Source organism: Prodigiosinella aquatilis (assembly GCA_030388725.1).
GTDB classification, from domain to species: Bacteria; Pseudomonadota; Gammaproteobacteria; order Enterobacterales; family Enterobacteriaceae; genus Prodigiosinella; species Prodigiosinella aquatilis.
The window spans coordinates 3,262,475-3,285,997 of sequence record CP128857.1 but is presented as its reverse complement, the minus strand read 5'-3'; the positions used below and the strand labels follow the sequence as shown (position 1 = coordinate 3,285,997).

Below are 23,523 nucleotides of genomic sequence, written 5' to 3'. Positions count from 1 at the left end.
TAGATGATCGCAGAATTTGAAGCGCGTATTTTGACGCTGATCGATGACATGGTGGAACATGCCAGCGATGATGAACTTTTTGCCGGTGGCTACCTGCGCGGTCATTTGACGCTGGCTGTCGCCGAGGCGGAAGAACATGGTGAGAATACGGCTGATGCGCTGTGTACCCGAGTATATGGCAGTCTGCACAACGCGATTCAACATGGCGAGCTTTCTCCGCCCGACCAGGCGTTGGTGAATGACATGTGGGAACGACTTTATCTCCAGGCGCAGCACCAGCAGGCAAGTTAAACCATGTTGCCTTATGGGCTGATTGATTGGCCCATGTTCGGTTTACCGCCTGGACAGATATATAGATAACATTACACCGGCCGGCTTTTGAGCAACTTTCTTATCCAAAAACGGTTTGGATTGAGTGCCGCCAGGGTTTCCTTATCCAGTGGCAATGGCTCACCGTATATCTGTGACGCCAGAATTTCTGCCGCCAGCGGTGCTGAACATAAACCCCGTGAGCCAAGCGCCCCCAGAATAAACAGATTGCGGTGAACCGGCGCGGCAGCGCTCGCGTTTCCCGTCGCCAGTTGTTGCGGTAAATCCTGATAGTCTGCCACTGTCTGCTGATAATCAGGCACAGCTCCCAATAATGGCAGATGATCGCGAGTGGCGCAGCGGATACCACTGCGCGCTAGCTGACCGCTGATATCAATGTCTTCCGGCCAGGTGGCATCTGGCAGACAATCAATCAACCGTTGATGGTTTTGCTGCTGATCCTCTTCGCGGTAATCCGTTCCGCTATCACCACGCTGGTAACTGGCACCGATACAGTGCTGCTGATGCTGTGGGCTGAGTGGTGTCAGGTAGCCATTGTAGCAGAGTACCTGTTTAAGTTGTCTCAAGCGTGGGGTGGTGGGGATATGCGTTACCTGGCCGCGGACGGGATAGGCGGGTAAATGTCGGGTCTGTTCCCACTCTGTTAATTGATGACCGTTGGCCAGAATGACTGTGGCGTGGTTCTCTTCCCGATCTTCATTGAGTATCAGCGTCCAGCCTGACGAAGTCTGTATCAGACGTTTTACCGGGGTATTCATCTGTGCTATCAGTCCACGCTGTTGTGCCAGCGCTAACGCGGCGGCCGTCAATTCTGCCGGGCATAGCCAGCCGCCTTGTGGATAGGTGATACCATGAGTCTGTAACGGCAAATCGACGAGTGTGGTCAATTCCTCTGCTGAATGGTCGGCAACCAGTTCCAACGGCCAGTGACCGGCAATAATTTTTGCTATCTTGCGGGCGCTTTTGTCATCGTAAGCTAGCTGACTTACACCACACCATTGATGTTCAAATTGAACGCCCTGAGCGGCAAGGGCATCATAATAACGCCGTGCATAGGTAAATGCATTGGCGAAGAAACAGGATAAGGCATCGTGTTTATCGTTCAATAGCGGGTAGAGTGCCCCCTGGCGGTTGCCTGATGCACCTTGCCCCACCGTGTCGTCGGTGCAATAAAGCGTGACTTGAGTTCCTCGCCGTTGCAGTGCCAACGCCGTTAGAATACTGGCTATACCACCACCAATAATTGCCACATCATGGGAATCTGTTGCCGCCGGCCGGGTATACCAGGGCGTGGTATCGAGTGCTGTTATGGCTTCTGGCACTGTACCGCATAGCATTTCCCGTTTATGACCAAACCCTTTGATTTTACTTACGTTAAACCCCGCTTGTTGTAGTCCGCGGCGAACGAATCCTGCTGCTGTGAAGGTTGCAAACGTACCTTGCGGACGACATAGCCTGGCCATTGAACCGAACAGATTCTCCGTCCACATATCCGGATTTTTGGCCGGGGCAAAGCCATCCAGAAACCAGGCGTCAATTTTGTGTGTCAGACTATCGTCCAATTGGGGTAGCAACATATTGATGTCACCGAACCATAAATCCAGCGTGATAGCGCCTTTTGCCAGAATCAGACGATGACAACCGGGTAATGCTATTGGCCACTGTTGACGCAATTCATTGGCATAGTGTGCCAGCTCCGGCCACTGAGCATGTGCGGCGGCCAGATCGTGGCAACGTAACGGAAACTTTTCAAAACTGATGAAATGAAGTCGACGCAGCACAGCATGTGGTGCCTGTTTGCGAAACTGATCAAATGCCTGCCACAAGGTAAGAAAATTCAACCCAGTACCAAACCCGGTTTCCGCAACAGTACATACTGCATCGGAATGGTAGGTAAAACGTACCGGAAAATGGTTTCCCTGTAAAAAGACGTAGCGGGTTTCATCCAATCCATTCTGATTGGAGAAGTAGACGTCATCAAACTGTTGCGATACAGGTGTACCCTGATCGTTCCAACTCAGTACAGCATGTTGAATGGGAGGGGTTGTCACGGCAACTAACTCATTATTCAGGCAGTGGTGCGATTTTAGCGATCAGTCGGTTAGGGCGCAAATTTGAGAAGAGTTCGTCTGATCGGACTTGTTCAGCTTACAAGTGTACGCTAAAGTGCATGGCTAAATCCCAAACTATATAAGTGGAAGAGGTATTGAATGAAACGTGCTGTAATTACTGGTCTGGGGATCATATCTAGTATCGGTAATAACCAAGAAGAAGTCCTGGCATCTTTACGTGAAGGCCGCTCAGGCATAACGTTTTCCCAAGAGCTGAAAGATTCCGGCATGCGTAGCCACGTATGGGGAAACGTTAAACTGGATACCGCTGGACTTATTGATCGCAAAGTTGTGCGTTTTATGAGTGATGCATCTATTTATGCTTATCTTTCCATGGAGCAAGCTATTGCAGATTCCGGTTTAGCACCGGATCAGGTTTCTAATGACCGTACTGGTCTGATTGTGGGCTCTGGTGGTGGTTCCCCACGCAACCAAGTGGCTGGTACGGATGGTATGCGTGCCAAAGGTTTGCGCGGTGTTGGTCCTTATATGGTAACCAAATCTATGGCATCTGGTGTTTCTGCCTGTCTGGCGACGCCGTTCAAAATCCGTGGTGTTAACTATTCCATCAGTTCTGCCTGTGCAACTTCGGCTCACTGTATCGGTAATGCGGTAGAGATGATTCAGTTGGGCAAGCAGGATGTTGTTTTTGCTGGTGGTGGTGAAGAGTTGTGCTGGGAAATGGCCTGTGAGTTTGATGCCATGGGCGCGTTGTCCACCAAGTACAATGACACGCCGGAAAAAGCGTCACGTACCTATGACGCGGATCGTGATGGTTTTGTTATCGCTGGCGGCGGCGGTATTGTGGTAGTGGAAGAACTGGAGCACGCATTGGCGCGTGGTGCGCACATCTATGCAGAAGTTGTTGGGTATGGTGCGACCTCCGATGGTGCTGATATGGTGGTTCCGTCAGGTGAAGGTGCCATGCGCTGTATAAAGATGGCCCTGCAAAGTGTTGATACACCGGTTGATTACATTAATACTCATGGTACATCTACACCAGTAGGTGATGTGAAGGAACTGTGGGCGATGCGTGAGGTTTTTGGTAACAATGTCCCGGCGTTTTCTTCAACCAAGTCGATGACCGGCCACTCTCTGGGAGCCGCAGGCGTTCAGGAAACCATCTACTCGCTGCTCATGCTGAAGCATGGTTTTATTGCACCGAGTATTAACATTGAAACGCAGGATGAACATGCCGAAGGCATGGAAATCATCACTAAGCCGACTGAACGTAAGCTAAACACCGTGATGTCCAATGGGTTTGGTTTCGGCGGAACTAACGCCGTGTTGGTAATGAGTAAATATCCTCAGTAACTCTCTCGCTGATACCGGGGTAGTATCTATCTACCCCGGAATTCTTCTGTGTTCCGGTTATGGTTTTTCCTCAGCAAAATTTCCTATCACTACAGCCCCTCTAAGTCGTTACTTCATCAGAACAGAATCCACAGCAGAAGCATCACCAGTAATGTACCCATTATGGCTAATGCCATCGGTTTACCAAATAATGGACGCCACTCTGTGGGTAGCATGGCGATAAACGGGTTGATCAGTGGTTGACCAGATAAGGCGTAGGCAGACGACGCTTTTCCCTGCGTATTCTGCAAACGTTTGCTGAACAAAAAAGTCACTATATCGTTGATCTGAAACGGTGTTAGCTGGGTTTGTGGTGTAGCGTTAAAATGAGTTTGAGTGTAATTCAGCAACATCTGCTGTTCTTGTGTATCGACAGGCTGTTTCAGTACGGTTTGCAGCGTTGCCAGCGTCGGCGCTGGATGATGCTGAATTAATGCCGTCTGAGTTTGCAGGAACTGGCTCAGTATTTGAAAATTTTTCGCGGGAATGGGATCCCCACTATCCAGGCCCTGTATATTCATCAGTGTCAGCCATACCTTGGCGACGGGTTCACCAGTGAGTGCTGTCAGGCGAGATACGAGTTGGTTCAGGCTGTTGTGTTCAGCAGGCAACAATGGTCGTTCCAGCGGTGTGGCGACCGATAAGGGAATGGGCGTGACAACCGAGCCGGGGGAAATGCTTTGCCCAGATTGTAACAATGGTCCTGATGGCGCTACCTGACCCGATGGCGGGAGTCCTCCCGATTGCAATGACTGGCTGGCCTGCGGCATTTTGCCATTTTGCAGTAGTGTGACGACCTGTTGTAACTGTGAATGACTTAGTGAGCTGAGCACGGTATGACCGAATTGCTGACGAATAAACTGACTGACTGCCTGACGGTTATTCCCTTGCGGTAACAGTTCGGTAAGCTGTTGTAATAACTGGCGAGCACCAAGTGTATCTTGTGCGGTGGAGAGTCGGGTCTGTAGCACTTGCTCGGCAGCCTTGAATTGCGTCGACATAATTTCCGCACCATTCCTGATTCCGAGATCATGGCGTAAACCAGCCCATATTTCCGCTGTTTTAGACGAACTGAGTGCCATGATTTTTACAATCAGCCGTTCCAGCGTGGTTCGCTGTGCTGGTGTCAAAGGTAAGTCTTCTCCCTGGGTACTGGCCTTTAACGATGGCGTATCGACTGTCTTGTCGCCTTGTAAAGAGTTACCGGGGCCGCTTACTGGTTGCATTGGGGATCCTTACCGGGTCGCTGTTCAGGGATTGTGCAACAGATTGAATAAAAGATAACCATGATATCAATCACCGGATCTCACGGGTAGTCGGTCACGTGATTGTATGAAAAATTTTAGTCTAAAAGAGAACAGTACACGTAAGCATGAAGGTTGAATCGAAAGGAGGCCTCTACGAAAAGGCAGTGTAACCGGAGTGAAACCTGTTGCCACCGTAATATTATGTCTACGGCATCTCTATAACTGATGATGTCACGGAGGCAAATCCATTATCTCCGTGACGATATGTTGTTGTTTGAAGAGGAAAATAGGTTACATCGATTCTACTGATGACGTGCGATGATGATACTTGCGCCAGATTTTCAGCACAGCTGGCAAAATCAGCACGGCGATGGCTAATATCAGCAGGCTTTTGCTGATAGTGCTGTCCCACAGAATGGCTAACCCGCCATTACTGATGGACAGGGCACGACGCAGATTTTGCTCCAACATGTCCCCCAGAACAAAGCCGAGAATCAGTGGTGACATAGGGAAATGCATTTTGCGCAGAATATAGCCAAATACGCCTAATCCCACCATTAGCATCAGATCGAACGTCGTACTGTGAACGGCATAAACACCCACTGCAGAAATGGCGGCAATGGCCGGAACCAGAAGTGACATGGGAATGTTCAGCATACGGGTGAACAGGCCGATCATCGGAATGTTCATGATCAGCAGTATCAGGTTACCAATCAGTAAGGCGGCAATTAGTCCCCAGACGATATCTGGCTGCTCGGTAAACATGGCCGGGCCAGGTGTAATGTTATATAGCGTCAGTGCTCCTACCATGACAGCGGTGGTGCCCGAACCAGGGATACCCAGTGTCAGCATGGGAATAAATGAACCGCAGGCCGAGGCGTTATTTGCCGCTTCAGGCGCGGCGATACCGCGAATATCGCCTTTGCCGAAGGTGTCGCTATTGCCGCTGAGTTTTTTCTCGGTCATCCAGGCGATAGCGCTGGCAATGGTGGCGCCCGCGCCAGGCAGTACACCGATAAAAAAACCCATTAGAGAAGAACGAATCGTCGGGCCGGCACACTGCATGGCTTCTTTGACGTTAAATAGCATGCGCCCGGTGTGTTTTACCGCTTTTTGTCCGCCACTGGTGCTTTCCAGCATCAGCAGAATTTCACTCACGGAGAACAGACCGATGACCACGACGACGAACTGGATACCATCGGAAAGATGTACGTTATCAAAGGTGAAACGGTATACGCCGGTATTGGCATCCACCCCTACGGTGGCCAGGCTCAACCCTATCAATGCCGCCAGGAATGACTTCAGTGGATTTTGACTCATCATGCTGCCCAGACACGCAATAGCGAACACCATCAGGGCAAAATACTCCGCCGGACCGAAGGCCAGTGCCCAGTTAGCCAATAATGGTGCAAACAGAATAATGCCGAGAATGGCGATAGTGGAGCCAATAAAGGAACTGACAGCGGAAATCGAAAGTGCGATACCCGCCTTGCCTTGCTGTGCCAATGGATAGCCATCCAGTGCTGTCATGATGGCACCTGCATCACCAGGCACATTAAGCAGGATAGATGAAATGCGGCCACCATATTCACAGCCAATGTAAACTGTCGCCAGTAGGATTAATGCTGACTCGGCAGGCAGTTTCAATGCGAAGGCTAAGGGCATCAGGATAGCGACGCCGTTGATTGGGCCCAAGCCGGGAAGCAGACCCACCACGGTACCGATAAAACAGCCAGTCAGGGCAATGACCAGGTTTTCCGGTGTCATGGCCACCGCAAATCCTTGCATCAGGAAATACCAGGTTTCCATTGTATTTATCTCCCCTTAGCTGAATACGCTGCCAATCGGCAGCGTGACATCAAGCAGTCTATCGAAGGCGTAAAACAGAAAAACGCCCATGACACATCCAGATATTGCTGCGGCCCACCAGGTGGCACCAAATAACATGCCGATGCAAAATGCCAGCAGGGCGGTGGCCAGTGGAAACCCCAGCCGCTCAAACAACCAGGCGTAAACAAACAGGGTGACAATCAGGGTCAGCAGGCGTTTTAACAACGTGTAATGCGGCCACGACACCGTATCCGATTTTCGTATCAGCATAAAAATGGCACATATGGACATCAACAGCAGAATGCCGATGGGGAAAGGGCGCGGCCCAACAGGTTCGTAGCTATATTCACTCTGAATTCCCCAGCCGATATATAGTCCAGCGAGACAGAGCAACAACCAGATGCCTGCGAATAAACGGTCACTCATGGCAACCTCCATTATTTTGCCAGACCAAAGTCTTTTGCTTGCTCGTGATAATCGACGACCTGTTTTTTGACATAGGCATCCAGTTCTTTACCCATCATATTGAATTCAAACAGACCACGCATATCGCGTTGTTTCTTGAACTCGTCGCTGGCGGCCATTTTTTTGAAAATAGCTTCCCACCACTGGTAGGTGGCATCACTGACTTTCGGACCGAGATAAAAGCCGCGAATGATTGGCCATACCAGGTCATAACCTTGCTCTTTGGCCGTTGGAATATTGGCTAACTGACCGGGTAGACGATTATTGGAAAATACGGCTAACACACGGATTTTCCCACTTTTCAAATGGGGAACCATTTCACTCATATCGCCAGAAACTACCTGAACATGCCCACCGAGCATGGCGGTCAGTGGTTCACCGCCACCTTCAAAAGCGACATAGCGCATTTTTCGTGGGTCGATACCGGCATAGCGTGCCAGCAACGCACTTTTCATCCAATCCTGACTGCCGATGGAGGCACCTGCACCGATAACCACCTGGTCGGGGTTTTTCTGCATGGCATTGAGTAGATCTTTCAGGTTTTTGTAAGGCGAATCGGCGCGGACGGCCACCATGCCATAGTCGGTCCCCACGGCTGCCAGCCATTTCACATCATCAACGGTATAGCGGCCGAATTTTCCCTGCGAAAGATTAAGCAGTGAACCACCTGAAAACGCTACCACGGTACCTGGCTCATTCGGACGCTGTGCAATGATGGTGTTATAGGCTACTGCTCCCACGCCGCCGGGCATATAAGTGACGCGCATTGGACTGTCTATCAGTTTGGTTTCCTGCAATGTTACTTGCAGCAGTTTACAGGTGAGATCAAATCCACCGCCAGGTTTGGCTGGCGCAATACATTCGGTACGTGATGGTGTGTCTGCCGCCTGAACCATGGGTACTGAAAACAGTAGAGCAGAGGCGGTAAGGGTAAGACGGAGGTATTTTTTCATGATGACTCCTCATATTTATGCTGTTGGTGCATCCCTGTCACGGGAACGGTCGGTTATTGAATTGTTACGGCCGTAACCTTTCAGTTACCTTTCAATCGTTATAAAAGTTTCACTGATGTGATTTACATCGCTTAAAACAGGTGATAGAGGCGACAGGAATAGATGAAAGTGTTAATGGAATGCTGGATGTTGGTTCGCAAAATGAAACTTTTGTTGTGTCCGTCTTCCCATCAATGGTCATTATTGCCTTGGTGATGTGGTAAATAAATGGTGTCTGAAATGCGAATGACTGATAAGGCAATTTTTTGATGACAACGATTTTTAACCAGAATAGTTTTTCACAATAGGTTGTTTGTAATGCGTATTTTACTTGTCGAAGATCATCCGGAACTGGCGCACTGGTTGCAGAAAGCACTCAGTGGTGCCGGGTTCGCGGTAGATCTGGTCGGCGATGGGCTGTCAGCAGATCATCTGTTGCAGAACGAATGTTATGCACTGGTTGTACTGGATGTCTCTTTGCCGCGGATGAACGGTCTGGAATTGTTGGCTCGGATCAGAAAACGTGGTCAGAACCTGCCAGTGCTGTTGCTTACGGCACGTTCCGGCGTGGCTGATCGCGTCAAGGGGTTGAATTCAGGGGCGGATGATTACCTCACCAAACCGTTTGAACTGGAGGAATTGGAAGCCCGACTACGGGCTTTGCTGCGGCGCAGTCGCGGACAGATACAGGAAGTGCAACATTTTGGTGACTTGAGTTGGCATGACGAGGGGTATTTTTTGCTACAGGGCAAACCTCTGACATTAACGCCACGGGAATTGGCGGTACTGAATACGTTAATGCAACGGTGTGGTCGCCCGGTTTCCCGCCAACATGTTTACGATCAGGTGTTTACGCTGACCGATGATGCCAATCCGGAAAGTATCGATCTTTATGTCCACCGTGTGCGTAAAAAACTGGCGGGCAGTAATGTGGTTATCGTGACATTGCGGGGGCTGGGATACAGTCTTGAGTGCCAGAATGCGTCTGACTGACTCATTACGTGGTCAACTGATTTTATATCTCGGCATGCCGATGCTGCTGTTGTGGGCACTATCGGTATGGACGCATTACCATAATGCGGTAGCGGCGGCCACGCAGGCTTATGATCGCATGTTGCTGGCTTCCGCACGGACGGTTGCAGAGCGTCTGATCGTGCGGCAGGGTCACTTGATAGTGGATGTTCCCTGGGTAGTGCTTGATAGTTTTGAGCGTAACATGAACGATCATCTCTATTACCAGGTGTTGTCTACCAACGGGGAAACGCTTTCCGGCTATGATGACTTACCGCCTTTGCCACCCAATACACCATTATCGACGCTTTATCCGGCATTGGTACATTTCTATGATGCGCAGTACCGTGGTCGGGATATTCGAATTGCCGCGCTTTGGCAGCCGGTCAATGAAAATAGCGTAGACGGCATGGCGCTGATTCTGGTGGCGGAAACGTTGTCTTCCCGACAGGACTTTGCCCGTCAGTTGCTGATTACCGCTATTATCAGCCAGGGTGCTCTGGTTTTGATCACGGTGATCCTGGCTATTTTTCTGTTGAAAAAATTGCTACAACCGCTGCGTCGTCTTTCCAGTCTGATGTTACGGCGTGATCCCGGCGATTTAACGCCATTACCGCCCATTTTACCCTGGTCGGAAACACAACCGTTGATTCTGGCTTTCAATCGTTATATCGAGCGCCTAAGAAACATGGTTTCTCGTCAAGAACGGTTCAGCGCGGATGCTGCTCATCAGTTAAGAACCCCCCTCGCCGTACTGAAAACTCAAGTTTCGGTTGCATTATCCAGCCCTCAACCAGAACTGTGGCGTGAGAGTCTGGCGGGGATGAAACAAACGCTGGACAGCACTATCCAGTTAACCGATCGCTTATTACAACTGTCACGTTTGCGGGCGTACGATAATAGAGAACAGACTTGGCAGACGGTGAATTTGGCCGAGCTGGTACGTGAAACCTGTTTTTCCCGTTTGCCACAGGCGCGCAGTAAATGCATTGATTTGGGGTATGAAGGCGCGGTGTCTTGTCTGATATGCGGTGAGCCGTTATTGCTGACAGAATTGTGCGCCAATTTATTGGATAACGCGTTGAAATATACACCATATGGCGGAGTGGTAACGGCCAGGGTCATCGGCCAACAACTTGAGATCGAAGACAGCGGTCCCGGAATCGCTGAAACTGACCGGGCACAGGCGATGATGCCGTTTCACCGTCTTGACAGTGGCGCAGGACTGTCGGGTACGGGATTGGGACTGGCGCTGGTCAAGGACATTACCGCCTGGCACGGGACGCGTGCCGAGCTTTCTCAGGGTGCTGAGCTGGGGGGGCTGTTGGTTCGAGTGCAGTTCAAAAAGCGCTCATCTGCCTGAACAACCGCTCTGCCATGTAGCACGTCGTCATGGTGTATCGCGCTACCGGTATTCCCTGACAGTGGTTTGTGGCAAAATAACCCCCTTGCTTTCACTGGAACCGCGCGTTTGTCGCCAGACGTAAATCAGGAAATATAACGTGAAAATCCTCGTTGATGAAAATATGCCTTATGCCCGTGAGCTGTTTAGCCGACTGGGTGACGTTATTACCGTACCGGGAAGGCCGATTCCGGTTGAGGCGCTGAATGGCGCTGATGCTCTGATGGTTCGCTCGGTCACGAAGGTCAATGCTAGTCTGCTGGCAGGGAAAACGATCAAATTTGTTGGTACGGCTACGGCGGGAACTGACCATGTTGATGAGGATTTCCTTCAACAACAGGGCATTGCCTTTTCTGCGGCCCCTGGCTGTAATGCCATTGCAGTGGTGGAGTACGTTTTTTCTGCCTTGTTGATGCTGGCGGAACGTGATGGATTCAGTCTGAAAGATCGCTGTGTCGGTATTATTGGTGTAGGGAATGTGGGGTCTCGTCTTCATGCCCGACTCAAGGCTTTTGGCGTCAGGACTCTGTTATGCGATCCGCCGCGTGCCGAACGTGGTGGCGACGAGGACTTCCTGTCGCTGGAGCAGGTGGCGGGGCAGGCGGATATTCTGACTTTCCATGTCCCGTTGTTTAAAGACGGTCCGTATAAAACCTGGCATAACGTGGATGCGACACTGCTTGATTCACTGAGGGACGGCACTATTCTGATCAATGCCTGCCGTGGCCCGGTGGTGGATAATGTCGCCCTGCTCAATGTGCTCAAACAGGGGAAAAAACTTAGCGTAGTGCTGGATGTCTGGGAACCTGAGCCCGAGTTATCAACGGAACTATTAAGTCTGGTCGATATCGGTACTGCCCATATCGCTGGCTATACATTGGAAGGCAAGGCACGCGGTACAACCCAGGTCTTTGAGGCCTGGAGCCGTTTTATCGGCCAACCACAGCAGGTGGTATTGTCATCCTTATTACCGGCACCGGCATTTACTGAAATCACGTTAACCGCCTCGCTGGATGAACGGTTGTTAAAACGGCTGGTGCATCTGGTGTATGATGTCCGCCACGATGATGCATTGTTGCGTCAGGCGGCACCTATTTCCGGTGGTTTTGACCGGTTACGCAAATTCTATCAGGAACGTCGGGAGTGGTCGTCACTGCATGTCATTTGCGTTGACCAGGGCAGTGCAGAATTGTTGAAGCAGTTAGGATTCAGTGCTGTTGTCCAGGGTGAACGCTAGTTATTAGTTTATCAACGAATTCGTTTTTTCAGGCGGTGTTTTCACCGCCTGAGGTATTTTATAAAAAGGTTGGGGAGAGGAACCACATGTCCAATGGCTGGAATATAGCGGTGCTTGGCGCGACGGGTGCAGTAGGCTCTGCGTTGCTGGAGTTATTGCAGGAACGTGAATTTCCAGTGGGTGAGCTGTATCCGCTGGCCAGTGAACGCAGTGCGGGGGAAGTTATACGGTTCAATGGTCGCTCCAGACCGGTTGAAAATGTCGCAGACTTTGATTGGTCACAAGCGCAACTGGCTTTCTTTGTCGCCGGACAGGAGGCCAGTTCCCTCTATGCTGACGAAGCAGGGAATACTGGATGCCTGGTTATTGACAGCAGTGGCCTGTTCGCGCAGGAGCCGGATATTCCACTGGTGGTGCCGGGTGTTAATTCGCAGGTGCTGGCTGATTACCGTAATCGTAATATCGTGGCGGTGGCAAGTAGTCTGACTAGTCAGTTGCTGAGGGCCATTAAGCCACTGACGGAACAGGCCGGACTTTCCCGCTTGCATGTGACCAACCTGTTATCAGTGTCGGCGCATGGTAAAGCTGCCGTGGACGATCTGGCCGGGCAAAGTGCTCGCTTGCTCAATGGTATTCCGCCAGAACCGGGCATTTTCCCGAAACAACTGGCATTCAACCTATTGCCATTACTACCAGATAATGAAGGAAGTGTAAGAGAAGAACGTCAACTGGTAGATCAAGTGAGGAAGGTGTTGCAGGATGATGGTTTGCCAATTTCGGTGAACTGCATTCAGTCACCGGTGTTCTATGGTCATGCTCAGGTCGTTCATCTTGAGGCATTGCGTCCATTATCGGCAGAAGAAGCCCGTGATGAACTGAATCAGGCTGACGATATTGTGCTTAGTGAGGATCAGGATTACCCCACTCAGGTGGAAGATGCTTCTGGCAATATTCATCTCAGCATTGGTTGTCTGCGTAATGATTATGGCGTAGCAGAACTGCTGCAATTCTGGTCGGTGGCGGATAATATCCGCTTTGGTGGTGCGCTGATGGCGATAGAAACTGCTGAACGTCTGGTTGAGGAGTATCTGGGGTAATGACCGAGTTGCAGGTTGATGAAGGTGCGGTATCACTGAAGATTGCCCTGGGAATCGAGTATGACGGCAGCCGCTATTGTGGCTGGCAGCGTCAGGCTGACGTAGAAAGTGTACAAGGTTATCTTGAACGTGCGTTATCACAAGTTGCCAACGAACCGATTACTGTTTTCTGTGCTGGTCGGACGGATGCCGGCGTTCATGCGACGGGGCAAGTTGTCCATTTTACAACGCATTCAGTGCGTAAAGATGCCGCCTGGACCATGGGCGTCAATGCGAATTTACCGCCTGATATCGCGGTTCGTTGGGTTAAAACCGTGGACGATGATTTTCATGCCCGTTTTAGTGCTACCGCCCGCCGTTACCGTTATGTCATCTATAATCACCGCTATCGGCCGGCTATCTTGTCTCGCGGTATCACACATTTCTACCTGCCACTGGATGCGGAACGTATGGAACGCGCGGGGCAGTGTCTGTTAGGGGAACATGATTTTACCTCGTTTCGCGCGATGCAATGTCAGTCCCGTACGCCGTGGCGGAATGTAAAGCATCTAAAGGTCACGCGTTATGGTGACTATATTGTGGTAGATATCAAAGCCAACGCCTTTGTGCATCATATGGTGCGCAATATTGTTGGCAGCCTGATGGAAGTGGGATGCGAAAACCAGCCGGAAGGCTGGATGGCCTATCTGCTGGCGGCCAAAGATCGTTCGTTGGCAGCGGCTACCGCCAAAGCGGAGGGACTTTATTTGGTGATGGTTGATTACCCAGCGAGTTTTGGTCTTCCCAAACTGGCCATGGGGCCATTATTTCTGGCTGATGACTGATTCTGATTTATTCGGGAACGGAGTGCGCTGTTGCGCGGAGAAATAGCATGATGAGATATCCAATATGATGGAGTTTGTAAGGTTTGTTATTGATTTTATCTTGCACATTGATGTCCATTTGGCGGAATTGGTGACGCAGTATGGCGTCTGGGTCTATGCCATTTTATTCATTATTTTATTCTGTGAGACCGGGCTGGTTGTTATTCCCTTTCTGCCGGGAGACTCCTTGCTCTTTGTCGCGGGTGCGCTGGCGGCGTTGCCATCAAATGCACTGGATATTCATCTGATTGTCGTTTTACTGGTGATCGCGGCTATTTTGGGGGATGCGGTGAATTATGCCATCGGATGGTTGTTTGGTGAGAAATTGTTCCGCAATCCTGATTCAAAGATTTTCCGTCGCCGCTACCTGGACAAAACGCATCAGTTTTATGTTCGTCATGGCGGAAAAACAATTATTCTGGCGCGCTTTGTACCGATTGTGAGAACATTTGCGCCGTTTGTGGCGGGAATGGGACGCATGAGTTACCGGTACTTTGCCGCCTACAACGTGGTAGGCGCATTGCTGTGGGTATTATTATTTTCCTATACGGGCTATCTGTTCGGTGATTTACCCTTCGTGCAGAAAAATCTGAAACTGCTGATTGTGGCAATCATCTTCATCTCTATTCTGCCCGGTATGATTGAGTTCTGGCGTCATAAAAGAGCTACGATACACAGTAGTAGGAAATAAGTAGAAAATTATTTTAACGCCCGGTTTGACCAGTTTTTTATCCACAGATCGGCGTTGTTATGCTTTAATGAGCGGCATTTATGGCTATGTTTATGTGGACAGCTATGAGTGCTAATGCCTACTCCTGTTCTTTCAGGTGTTCAGGCATCGCTTTTTCGGCTGCGTTACCATGGAATGGTAGCGCATAAGCAGCGTACTGGCGTACGCCAGGTTCAAGCAGAAAGGTTATCAATGAGCTGGATTGAACGAATTCTTAACAAAAGTAATATCACACCAACCCGCAAGGCGAACATCCCCGAAGGGGTTTGGACTAAATGTGATAGTTGCGGGCAGGTACTTTACCGCGCTGAACTGGAACGTAACCTGGGAGTGTGTCCTAAGTGTGACCACCACATGCGTCTGTCCGCCCGTGCCCGTCTCAGCGCCTTCCTTGATAAAGAAGGCGCGATTGAGTTAGGTAGCGAACTGGAACCCAGAGATGTACTGAAGTTTAGAGACTCCAAAAAGTACAAGGATCGTCTGGCTGCTGCACAGAAGCAATCCGATGAAAAAGACGCCATGGTGGTCATGAAGGGCACGCTTTATGATATGCCAGTAGTAGTGGCATCCTTTGAGTTTTCGTTTATGGGCGGTTCCATGGCTTCGGTCGTCGGTGCACGGTTTGTGCGGGCTGTCGAGCAATCGCTGGAAGATAACTGTCCGCTGGTGTGTTTCTCTGCCAGTGGTGGTGCCCGTATGCAGGAAGCGCTGATGTCGCTGATGCAAATGGCGAAAACCAGCGCCGCGTTGGCCAAAATGCGTGAACGTGGACTGCCGTATATTTCAGTCCTGACTGATCCCACCATGGGGGGGGTGTCAGCTAGTCTGGCGATGCTCGGTGATCTGAACATTGCTGAACCGAAAGCATTGATTGGTTTTGCCGGGCCACGTGTTATTGAGCAGACGGTCCGTGAAAAGTTGCCACCAGGCTTTCAGCGCAGTGAATTTCTGTTGGAAAAAGGCGCGATTGATATGATTATTCGCCGTCCCGAGATGCGTTATAAACTGGCGACTCTCCTTGCCAAATTGACTAACCATCCCGAACCGGAGGACATTGCCGAACATCAGCAAGTTGTCACTACCGAATCTCAGGATGAAGCCTGATTAAAATGATGAACAGGATGCGCGAGCACTACTGTGTTTCTCCGTGTTCTGTGTCAATGAACCGTAAGTCAGTGAACGGGACTCATGGATAATCTTCAAATACCACAAGCCACGTCGCCTTTGGCTACGTGGCTTCATTATCTTGAGCATCTGCATGCCCAGCCCATTGAACTGGGACTGGAGCGTGTCAAACAGGTTGCCGAAAATCTCCAACTCTTACAGCCTGCCAGTGTCGTATTTACGGTCGCTGGAACCAATGGTAAAGGGACAACCTGCTGTACGTTGGAATCAATCCTGCTGGCCGCCGGGAAGCGGGTAGGGGTTTATAGCTCTCCTCATTTGTTGCGTTACACCGAGCGGGTCCGCATTCAAGGCAAAGAACTGCCTGAAGCGGTGCACTGCCAGGCTTTTGCGGATATCAACGCTGGCCGGGATAGTGTTTCTTTAACTTATTTTGAATTTGGTACGCTGGCGGCATTGCAACTCTTCAAACAGGCGCAACTGGATGTGGTCATCCTTGAAGTTGGCCTGGGAGGGCGCTTGGACGCAACCAATATTGTTGATGCTGATGTGTCCGTAGTGACCAGTATTGCACTTGATCACACCGATTGGTTGGGAAATGACCGGGAAAGTATTGGCCGGGAGAAAGCCGGTATCTTCCGTCGTGGCAAACCCGCCGTGGTAGGTGAGCCGGATATGCCGGCGTCGATCGGTGCTGTCGCGGAAGAAAAAGGGGCCGTACTGTATCGTCGCGGTAATGAGTGGCGTTTTGTCTCTCAACCAGCCAGTTGGTGTTGGGAAAACACGTCGCATCAGTTAACCGGGCTGCCGCTGCCGCATGTACCGCTGCCGAATGCCGCTACTGCACTGGCCGCGTTGTATTATTCTCCGTTAGACATAGATGAATCTGCAATTCGATATGGCCTGCAGCAGGCGACCTTGCCGGGACGTTTTCAGATTGTGAACGAAAAACCACTGCTGATTCTGGATGTGGCGCATAATCCTCATGCGGCCGCTTATTTGGCCAGCCGTCTGTCTGCATTACCGCGACGAGGTAAGATCCGCGCAGTAATGGGGATGCTGGCAGATAAGGATATTCCGGGCACGTTGGCTCATTTGGCGCCGCTGGTGGATGAGTGGTATTGCGCTCCGCTGGAGGGCCCGCGAGGTGCCAGTGCCGATGAATTGGCCCGGTATCTTGATGCTTGCCGGCAATATCCGGATGTAGTGTCTGCCTGGCGACAGGCTATGCAAGAGGCGCTCGAACAGGATATCGTTATCGTTTGTGGTTCTTTCCATACAGTAGCGCATGTTATGAACGCGCTTGACGGGAGCAGAATGCATGGCGAGTAAATTCCAGAATCGCCTGGTGGGAACTATTATCCTGGTTGCATTGGGTGTCATTGTCTTGCCTGGATTGCTGGACGGTAAGAAAAAACATTACGAAGATGAGTTCGCTGCTATTCCGCTGGTGCCCAAACCAGGCGATGCCGTGGAGGCAGAGTCTATGCCGTCAATTAATCAGTTATTGCCGACTCAGCCGCCGGAAGGTGCCGAAGCTGCGATGCAGGATAAGAATGACGGTTCGACCATGACGGCACCGACAGCGAAAGAAGATGATGGATCTACGAAGCGTGTTTCACACTCGGAAACGCAGTCTGTGCCGGTAGCTGTAGCACCGCCCGTTGTTGTGAAACCTGAACCCAAGCCGGAGATAAAACCAAAATCGGAAACCAAATCGAAAGAGGTGTTAAAACGGGCCGAAGGGAAGCCGGCGACATCAACGCAAGAGCAGACGGCGCCAGCAGGTCAGGCATTTGTCGTTCAACTGGGTGCTCTGAAAAATTCAGACAAAGTGAATGAGATTATCGCTAAATTGCGTCTTTCCGGTTATCGGGCCTATACCACGCCCTCTGTACCAGTAGCCGGACAGATTACGCGAATCTATGTAGGTCCGGATGTATCAAAAGAGAAACTGCAATCATCATTGCATGAACTGAAACAACTCAGTGGATTGAATGGTCAGATAAAAACGTACAGCGCACGTTAAAGTGGCAACGGAAGGAGGGAAATGACCTTACCTTTTGTCGGTTTTATTTTGCTGTATTGAATCAAATAATCGGTGTTTCTGTTGCCGGCGTACCGGATATTACAGCGGGTAATAAAATTTTCGGGCGGGTATCTCTATGGAGATTCGACGATTTTTTTATTTGTGTATTTATTGAATTAATGACAGGGAAATCCGCTACGCAAACGTTTTCTTTTTCTGTTAGAATGCGCCGCGAACAGGATGAGCGGTGCTGTCGATAGTTATTGTTCATTATTAGGATAGTTCATGGTTTGGGTTGATTACGTCATTATCGGTATTATCGGATTTTCGGCTCTGGTCAGTCTTGTCCGCGGGTTTATACGTGAAGCGTTGTCGTTGGTTACCTGGGGATGCGCGTTTTTCATCGCAAGCCATTATTATGTGTACCTTGCGGTGTATTTCACGCGGTTTAATGATGAATTGGTGCGTAACGGCATCGCCATTACCATTCTGTTTATTGCGACGTTGATTGTGGGTGCTATTGTCAACTATGTGATCGGTTCGCTGGTTGAACGTACCGGGCTGTCAGGCACTGATCGTGTTCTGGGGATCTGTTTTGGTGCCCTGCGTGGTGTGTTGATCGTCTCTGCTCTGCTGTTCTTTTTGGATACCTTTACTGGTTTTTCACAGAGTGCCGACTGGAAGCAGTCTCAGTTAATTCCGCGGTTCAGTTATATAATCAGGTGGTTTTTTGACTATCTGCAAAGCACGTCGAGTTTCTTGCCGCGGCACATTTAGCCACGGTAGCGCTGATGAGGAAAAGACAACATGTGCGGTATTGTCGGTATCGCCGGTTTTACACCGGTCAACCAGTCGATTTATGACGCATTAACGGTGTTACAGCATCGTGGGCAGGATGCCGCAGGCATCGTCACCATTGATGCTTTTAATTGTTTTCGCCTGCGTAAGGCTAACGGCCTGGTGAAAGATGTGTTTGAAGCACGGCACATGCAGCGATTACAGGGTAACATGGGGCTGGGTCATGTGCGTTACCCAACAGCCGGCAGCTCCAGTGCTTCTGAAGCCCAGCCTTTTTATGTCAATTCCCCTTTTGGTATCACACTGGCACACAACGGTAATCTGACCAATGCTCACGAACTGCGTAAACAGTTGTTCGAGCAAGGTCGCCGGCATGTGAATACCACTTCTGATTCTGAAATCCTGCTCAATATCTTTGCTAAAGAGCTGGACCGTTTTCAGCATTATCCGCTGGAGGCTGATAATATTTTTGCCGCTGTTGCATCAATGCAGCAGCAAATTCGCGGTGCCTATGCTTGTGTCAGCATGATTATCGGCCACGGTATGGTTGCATTCCGCGATCCGAACGGTATCCGCCCTCTGGTGATTGGTAAGCGTACACTGGAAGACGGACATAACGAATATATGGTTGCATCCGAGAGTGTGGCGTTAGATACGCTGGGCTTTGAATTTTTACGTGATGTTGCACCAGGCGAAGCGATTTACATTACGGAAAAAGGGCAACTGTTTACCCGGCAGTGTGCGGAGAATCCGAAGAGTAACCCTTGCCTGTTTGAATATGTCTATTTCGCACGTCCCGACTCGTTTATTGACAAGATTTCGGTTTATAGCGCCCGTGTACGCATGGGGCAGAAATTGGGTGAAAAGATTGCTCGTAATTGGGAAGACCTGGATATTGATGTGGTTATTCCGATTCCGGAAACGTCTTGCGATATCGCACTGGAAATCGCTCGCATTATCAACAGACCTTATCGTCAGGGATTTGTGAAAAACCGTTATGTTGGCCGCACGTTTATCATGCCTGGGCAGCAGACGCGTATAAAATCGGTGCGGCGTAAACTGAATGCCAACCGGGCTGAATTCCGTGATAAAAATGTATTGTTGGTGGATGACTCTATCGTGCGTGGTACTACGTCGCAACAGATAGTGGAAATGGCGCGTGAAGCGGGTGCTAAACGAGTTTATCTGGCCTCGGCGGCACCGGAAATCCGTTTCCCGAACGTCTACGGTATCGATATGCCCAGCGCGAATGAGCTGATTGCGCACGGCCGCGAAGTAGAAGAGATTCGGCAGATTATTGGTGCCGATGCCCTTATTTTCCAGGATCTTGACGATTTGATCGACGCGGTACGTGAAGATAATCCTGATATTGTCCAGTTTGAGTGTTCCGTATTTAATGGAATTTATGTGACCAAAGATGTGGATCAAGGTTATCTGGATTATCTGGAAGTGCTGCGCAACGATGATGCTCAGGCATTGCGTAGTCAGAGCGAAGTGGAAGACCTGGAAATGCATAACGAAGGGTAAAACCAAGGTTTGTGACACATCAAAAGGGGAGACGCTGATGCGGACTCCCCTTTATCATTGTTATTCTTGCCAATCGCTGGCTGATGCGGCAAAGTCAGCGCAGATCATTTTACCGTATCCAGATGTGGTATGTCAGAGGTCATCTTATGAAACGACTCATCATCGGTATTTCCGGTGCCAGTGGGGTAATTTACGGTATACGTTTATTGCAGGTTTTGCAGTCGGTGGATGGGATAGAAACCCATTTGATCATGAGTCAGGCGGCACGACAAACGCTGTCGCTGGAAACCGATTTGAATGTGAAGGATGTACAAGCGCTGGCAGATGTGGTGCATGATTCACGTGATATCGCCGCCAGTATTTCTTCTGGATCATTTAAGACTGCGGGCATGGTTATTTTACCTTGCTCGATCAAAACCCTTTCCGGAATTGCCCACAGTTATACGGATAGTTTGCTCACCCGTGCGGCGGATGTAATGTTGAAAGAGCGGCGTTCACTGGTGTTATGTGTGCGGGAAACGCCATTGCATTTAGGTCATTTACGCTTGCTGAATGCTGTTGCAGAGTTGGGGGCTATCATCATGCCACCTGTCCCAGCGTTTTATCATCGCCCACAAACTGTGCAAGATATCATCGATCAAACAGTCAACCGGGTTCTTGACCAGTTTGATATTAGGTTGTCACAAGATCTGTTTACTCGCTGGCAAGGTACGTAATCATTTATTTTATGGTGAAATTTATTGCCGGAAGCGCCTTTTCATGATTAACGGCTGAACATCGCTCATGTAACTATTTTGCCCTAGTTTACTACAGTGCACTATTATGATGCAGTAATGTGATCTAATTTGGTGCAATGTGATCTCTCTTCATGGTTTTTTCTCCGAAAATATGGCGAACAAAACGTAGGTGGAAAGCTGCCTAATTAATTGATTACATTGATTGATTAGTACAGTAGTGGTCATATTATTTCCCTTTGTTACTGGTATTTATTATGGCACGGAAAGTGCATTGCCATGCTGTAGCAAACACACACATAGTAAATACAATGGCATTATCGACTAAAAAAGCGTTTTGATTCAATGAATAGCTTCGGCGTTCAACCATTTATTGATAAGGGTAACTTTATGAAAAATCTGTTTAAACTTTTGCCTTTAGCGTTGGTATTCGCAACGAGCAGTGCCCTTGCGGAAGTACCAAAAGATATAAAAATCGGTACTGATCCAACGTATGCACCGTTTGAATCTAAAAACGCTAGCGGTGAACTGGTAGGATTTGACATCGATCTGGCGAAAGAGATGTGCAAGCGTATGGCGGTTAAATGTACCTTTGTCGAAAGTGACTTTGATGCGTTGATTCCGTCGCTGAAAGCGAAAAAAATTGATGCCATTATTTCCTCTCTGTCTATCACTGAAAAACGTCAGAAAGAGATCGCCTTTACCGATAAACTGTATGCCGCCAACGCTCGTCTGATTGCTAAAAAAGGCGCCAATATTCAGCCGACAGTGGAATCATTGCGTGGAAAACGAGTTGGTGTATTGCAAGCGTCAACCCAGGAAGCTTACGCCAATGCCAACTGGCAGCCGAAAGGGGTTAATGTTGTGGCTTACCAGAATCAGGACCTGATTTATTCTGACCTGATTGACGGTCGTATTGATGCCGCCTTCCAAGATGAAGTGGCAGGAAGCGAGGGTTTCCTCAAGCAGGATATAGGTAAAGACTATGCTTTTGCCGGTCCGGCAGTGAAAGATGACAAATTTTTTGGCGTGGGCACCGGTATGGGGCTGCGTAAAAATGAAACCGAGCTGAAAGCCGCGCTGAATAAAGCTTTTGAATCTATGCGTAAAGACGGTACTTACAGCAAATTGGCGAAAAAATATTTCGATTTTGACGTATACGGCGGTTAACCCTTCCGTGATTAACTTCTGCCTGCCCTGGCAGGCAGAAGATGGTTTTTACTGAACGGATATACGTGATGTTGTATGGTTATTCCGAATTAATACTGGAAGGCGCGTACATGACGCTGCAACTGGCGATATGCTCGTTGTTATTGGCGTTGGCGATTGGTTTAATCGGTGCGGGTGCCAAGTTATCTTCTAATCGGCTATTGTCGGTCTGTTTTTCTGGCTATACCACCTTGATTCGCGGCATCCCTGATCTGGTGCTGATGTTGCTCATTTTTTATGGACTGCAAATAATACTGAACAATCTGACTGATGCGATTGGTCTTTCACAGATCGATATTGATCCGTTATCAGCGGGGATTATCACGTTAGGGTTCATTTATGGCGCTTATTTTACCGAAACATTTCGTGGGGCGTATCTGGCGGTGCCACGCGGACAAATCGAGGCGGCAGTCGCTTTTGGTTTCTCTCCATCACAAGTGTTCAGACGCATCATGTTTCCCTCAATGATGCGTTTTGCTTTGCCGGGTATCGGCAATAACTGGCAGGTTATTTTGAAAGCAACTGCTCTGGTTTCTTTACTGGGGTTGAGCGATGTGATTAAGGCGACTCAATTGGCGGGTAAGAGTGCTCATCAACCTTTCTTTTTCGCCATTGTAGCGGGTGTGATGTATCTGATTTTTACTACCTTGTCTAACGGGGTGCTGTGGTGGCTGGAACGGCGTTATTCTGCAGGAGTCAGGAAAGTTAATTATGAGTGAGATCCTGCAACAATACTGGCGGCCTTTGTTATGGAGTGATGGCTATCACTTTACAGGTCTTGCCATGACACTATGGCTGCTGATTATTTCGGTCGTGATTGGTGGATTGATGGCGATTCCACTGGCTGTTGCCCGAGTTTCTCCCCGGCGTCGCTTTTCCCTGCCGGTGTGGTTATTTACCTATATTTTCCGGGGAACACCGCTCTATGTACAATTATTGATTTTTTATTCCGGTGTCTACAGTCTGGAAATAATCCGTGGCACGGATTTACTGAATGCTTTTTTTCGTAGTGGCTTGAATTGCGCCATTCTTTCGCTGTCACTTAATACGTGTGCCTATACTACCGAAATTTTTGCTGGTGCGATCCGTTCTGTTCCTCATGGTGAAGTTGAGGCAGCCAGAGCCTATGGATTTTCCCGTTTCAGGCAGTATAGCTGTATTATTTTGCCGAGTGCGCTGCGTATTGCACTCCCTGCTTATAGCAATGAAGTGATCTTGATGCTGCATTCTACTGCGCTGGCATTTACCGTTACTGTGCCGGATATCCTCAAGATCGCACGCGATATTAATGCGGCGACTTATAAGCCGTTTTATGCCTTTGGCATTGCCGCCGTCATGTATCTGTCGATTTCATTTGTGCTGATCTCCTTGTTCAGAAAGGCAGAGCAACGCTGGTTACGGCACCTCCATACCCGTTCATCTCATTAGATATG

General features: G+C 49.5%; 22 protein-coding genes. 17 read left to right on the top strand and 5 right to left on the bottom strand.

Annotated features, from left to right (window positions below; translation table 11 throughout):
* The first annotated feature begins 3 nt into the window (after positions 1–3).
* The gene (locus PCO85_15210) at positions 4–291 is read left to right on the top strand and encodes a YfcL family protein (GenBank protein WJV52570.1); all 288 of its coding nucleotides are present in this window, start codon (positions 4–6) and stop codon (positions 289–291) included.
* 71 nt (positions 292–362) lie between these two features.
* Here the strand turns inward: PCO85_15210 and mnmC are convergent, their stop codons facing one another.
* Complete coding sequence (mnmC, locus tag PCO85_15205; GenBank protein ID WJV52569.1) at positions 363–2,381, bottom strand: bifunctional tRNA (5-methylaminomethyl-2-thiouridine)(34)-methyltransferase MnmD/FAD-dependent 5-carboxymethylaminomethyl-2-thiouridine(34) oxidoreductase MnmC; 2,019 nt, start codon at positions 2,379–2,381, stop codon at positions 363–365.
* A 159-nt stretch (positions 2,382–2,540) separates the two neighbouring features.
* Here mnmC and fabB point away from each other — a divergent pair, with 159 nt between their 5' ends.
* Positions 2,541–3,755, top strand: a complete 1,215-nt coding sequence (gene fabB, locus PCO85_15200) for a beta-ketoacyl-ACP synthase I (GenBank protein ID WJV52568.1) — start codon at positions 2,541–2,543, stop codon at positions 3,753–3,755.
* Between the two features lie 116 nt (positions 3,756–3,871).
* Here the strand turns inward: fabB and flk are convergent, their stop codons facing one another.
* The 4 genes from flk to PCO85_15180 all read right to left on the bottom strand — a co-directional run bounded on the left by flk (position 3,872) and on the right by PCO85_15180 (position 8,289).
* Positions 3,872–5,020, bottom strand: a complete 1,149-nt coding sequence (flk, locus tag PCO85_15195; GenBank protein ID WJV52567.1) for a flagella biosynthesis regulator Flk — start codon at positions 5,018–5,020, stop codon at positions 3,872–3,874.
* A 312-nt stretch (positions 5,021–5,332) separates the two neighbouring features.
* Positions 5,333–6,850, bottom strand: a complete 1,518-nt coding sequence (locus PCO85_15190; protein WJV52566.1) for a tripartite tricarboxylate transporter permease — start codon at positions 6,848–6,850, stop codon at positions 5,333–5,335.
* A gap of 15 nt (positions 6,851–6,865) precedes the next feature.
* Positions 6,866–7,297 carry a tripartite tricarboxylate transporter TctB family protein gene (locus tag PCO85_15185; protein ID WJV52565.1) on the bottom strand — a complete coding sequence of 144 codons (432 nt, stop codon included), beginning with the start codon at positions 7,295–7,297 and terminating at the stop codon, positions 6,866–6,868.
* 11 nt (positions 7,298–7,308) lie between these two features.
* Positions 7,309–8,289 carry a tripartite tricarboxylate transporter substrate binding protein gene (locus PCO85_15180; GenBank protein WJV52564.1) on the bottom strand — a complete coding sequence of 327 codons (981 nt, stop codon included), beginning with the start codon at positions 8,287–8,289 and terminating at the stop codon, positions 7,309–7,311.
* Positions 8,290–8,646: 357 nt separating this feature from the next.
* On the opposite strand from PCO85_15180, the gene tctD reads away from it, so the two are divergent.
* The 15 genes from tctD to PCO85_15105 all read left to right on the top strand — a co-directional run bounded on the left by tctD (position 8,647) and on the right by PCO85_15105 (position 23,518).
* Positions 8,647–9,321, top strand: coding sequence for a transcriptional regulator TctD (gene tctD / locus PCO85_15175; GenBank protein WJV52563.1), 675 nt, complete (start codon positions 8,647–8,649; stop codon positions 9,319–9,321).
* Complete coding sequence (locus PCO85_15170; GenBank protein ID WJV52562.1) at positions 9,308–10,702, top strand: sensor histidine kinase N-terminal domain-containing protein; 1,395 nt, start codon at positions 9,308–9,310, stop codon at positions 10,700–10,702. The genes tctD and PCO85_15170 overlap by 14 nt, the downstream gene beginning before the upstream one ends.
* A gap of 139 nt (positions 10,703–10,841) precedes the next feature.
* Positions 10,842–11,978, top strand: a complete 1,137-nt coding sequence (gene pdxB, locus PCO85_15165) for a 4-phosphoerythronate dehydrogenase PdxB (protein ID WJV52561.1) — start codon at positions 10,842–10,844, stop codon at positions 11,976–11,978.
* 86 nt (positions 11,979–12,064) lie between these two features.
* Entirely contained in the window at positions 12,065–13,075 is a 1,011-nt protein-coding gene (locus tag PCO85_15160; protein ID WJV52560.1) for an aspartate-semialdehyde dehydrogenase, read from the top strand.
* On the top strand, positions 13,075–13,899 hold the full coding sequence (gene truA, locus PCO85_15155) for a tRNA pseudouridine(38-40) synthase TruA (protein ID WJV52559.1): 825 nt from the start codon (positions 13,075–13,077) through the stop codon (positions 13,897–13,899). The genes PCO85_15160 and truA overlap by 1 nt, the downstream gene beginning before the upstream one ends.
* Positions 13,900–13,966: 67 nt before the next feature.
* Complete coding sequence (locus PCO85_15150) at positions 13,967–14,629, top strand: DedA family protein (GenBank protein ID WJV56100.1); 663 nt, start codon at positions 13,967–13,969, stop codon at positions 14,627–14,629.
* Positions 14,630–14,860: 231 nt separating this feature from the next.
* The gene (accD, locus tag PCO85_15145) at positions 14,861–15,772 is read left to right on the top strand and encodes an acetyl-CoA carboxylase, carboxyltransferase subunit beta (protein WJV56099.1); all 912 of its coding nucleotides are present in this window, start codon (positions 14,861–14,863) and stop codon (positions 15,770–15,772) included.
* 84 nt (positions 15,773–15,856) lie between these two features.
* The gene (folC, locus tag PCO85_15140; GenBank protein WJV52558.1) at positions 15,857–17,125 is read left to right on the top strand and encodes a bifunctional tetrahydrofolate synthase/dihydrofolate synthase; all 1,269 of its coding nucleotides are present in this window, start codon (positions 15,857–15,859) and stop codon (positions 17,123–17,125) included.
* Entirely contained in the window at positions 17,115–17,822 is a 708-nt protein-coding gene (gene dedD, locus PCO85_15135) for a cell division protein DedD (GenBank protein ID WJV52557.1), read from the top strand. The genes folC and dedD overlap by 11 nt, the downstream gene beginning before the upstream one ends.
* A gap of 285 nt (positions 17,823–18,107) precedes the next feature.
* Positions 18,108–18,599: a colicin V production protein gene (gene cvpA / locus PCO85_15130; GenBank protein ID WJV52556.1), complete on the top strand. Its 492-nt coding sequence runs from the start codon at positions 18,108–18,110 to the stop codon at positions 18,597–18,599.
* 30 nt (positions 18,600–18,629) lie between these two features.
* The gene (gene purF, locus PCO85_15125; GenBank protein ID WJV52555.1) at positions 18,630–20,147 is read left to right on the top strand and encodes an amidophosphoribosyltransferase; all 1,518 of its coding nucleotides are present in this window, start codon (positions 18,630–18,632) and stop codon (positions 20,145–20,147) included.
* A gap of 146 nt (positions 20,148–20,293) precedes the next feature.
* A complete protein-coding gene (locus PCO85_15120) occupies positions 20,294–20,863 on the top strand; it encodes a UbiX family flavin prenyltransferase (GenBank protein ID WJV52554.1) in 570 nt (189 codons plus the stop codon).
* A 408-nt stretch (positions 20,864–21,271) separates the two neighbouring features.
* Positions 21,272–22,051: a lysine/arginine/ornithine ABC transporter substrate-binding protein gene (locus PCO85_15115; GenBank protein ID WJV52553.1), complete on the top strand. Its 780-nt coding sequence runs from the start codon at positions 21,272–21,274 to the stop codon at positions 22,049–22,051.
* A gap of 68 nt (positions 22,052–22,119) precedes the next feature.
* Positions 22,120–22,809 (top strand): histidine ABC transporter permease HisQ, encoded by a 690-nt coding sequence (locus PCO85_15110; protein ID WJV52552.1) that lies wholly within the window; start codon positions 22,120–22,122, stop codon positions 22,807–22,809.
* The gene (locus tag PCO85_15105; GenBank protein WJV52551.1) at positions 22,802–23,518 is read left to right on the top strand and encodes an ABC transporter permease; all 717 of its coding nucleotides are present in this window, start codon (positions 22,802–22,804) and stop codon (positions 23,516–23,518) included. Before PCO85_15110 ends, PCO85_15105 begins: the two co-directional genes overlap by 8 nt.
* Positions 23,519–23,523 lie beyond the last annotated feature (5 nt).

Excerpts from the sequence above, each read along its gene's own strand:
- dedD (WJV52557.1), top strand. The coding sequence starts at position 17,115 with ATGGCGAGTAAATTCCAGAATCGCCTGGTGGGAACTATTATCCTGGTT.
- PCO85_15210 (WJV52570.1), top strand. The coding sequence starts at position 4 with ATGATCGCAGAATTTGAAGCGCGTATTTTGACGCTGATCGATGACATG.
- PCO85_15185 (WJV52565.1), bottom strand. The coding sequence starts at position 7,297 with ATGAGTGACCGTTTATTCGCAGGCATCTGGTTGTTGCTCTGTCTCGCT.
- PCO85_15160 (WJV52560.1), top strand. The coding sequence starts at position 12,065 with ATGTCCAATGGCTGGAATATAGCGGTGCTTGGCGCGACGGGTGCAGTA.
- PCO85_15110 (WJV52552.1), top strand. The coding sequence starts at position 22,120 with ATGTTGTATGGTTATTCCGAATTAATACTGGAAGGCGCGTACATGACG.
- cvpA (WJV52556.1), top strand. The coding sequence starts at position 18,108 with ATGGTTTGGGTTGATTACGTCATTATCGGTATTATCGGATTTTCGGCT.
- PCO85_15120 (WJV52554.1), top strand. The coding sequence starts at position 20,294 with ATGAAACGACTCATCATCGGTATTTCCGGTGCCAGTGGGGTAATTTAC.
- purF (WJV52555.1), top strand. The coding sequence starts at position 18,630 with ATGTGCGGTATTGTCGGTATCGCCGGTTTTACACCGGTCAACCAGTCG.
- fabB (WJV52568.1), top strand. The coding sequence starts at position 2,541 with ATGAAACGTGCTGTAATTACTGGTCTGGGGATCATATCTAGTATCGGT.
- tctD (WJV52563.1), top strand. The coding sequence starts at position 8,647 with ATGCGTATTTTACTTGTCGAAGATCATCCGGAACTGGCGCACTGGTTG.
- PCO85_15105 (WJV52551.1), top strand. The coding sequence starts at position 22,802 with ATGAGTGAGATCCTGCAACAATACTGGCGGCCTTTGTTATGGAGTGAT.
- flk (WJV52567.1), bottom strand. The coding sequence starts at position 5,020 with ATGCAACCAGTAAGCGGCCCCGGTAACTCTTTACAAGGCGACAAGACA.
- PCO85_15190 (WJV52566.1), bottom strand. The coding sequence starts at position 6,850 with ATGGAAACCTGGTATTTCCTGATGCAAGGATTTGCGGTGGCCATGACA.
- PCO85_15150 (WJV56100.1), top strand. The coding sequence starts at position 13,967 with ATGGAGTTTGTAAGGTTTGTTATTGATTTTATCTTGCACATTGATGTC.
- accD (WJV56099.1), top strand. The coding sequence starts at position 14,861 with ATGAGCTGGATTGAACGAATTCTTAACAAAAGTAATATCACACCAACC.
- PCO85_15180 (WJV52564.1), bottom strand. The coding sequence starts at position 8,289 with ATGAAAAAATACCTCCGTCTTACCCTTACCGCCTCTGCTCTACTGTTT.
- PCO85_15115 (WJV52553.1), top strand. The coding sequence starts at position 21,272 with ATGAAAAATCTGTTTAAACTTTTGCCTTTAGCGTTGGTATTCGCAACG.
- PCO85_15170 (WJV52562.1), top strand. The coding sequence starts at position 9,308 with ATGCGTCTGACTGACTCATTACGTGGTCAACTGATTTTATATCTCGGC.
- truA (WJV52559.1), top strand. The coding sequence starts at position 13,075 with ATGACCGAGTTGCAGGTTGATGAAGGTGCGGTATCACTGAAGATTGCC.
- folC (WJV52558.1), top strand. The coding sequence starts at position 15,857 with ATGGATAATCTTCAAATACCACAAGCCACGTCGCCTTTGGCTACGTGG.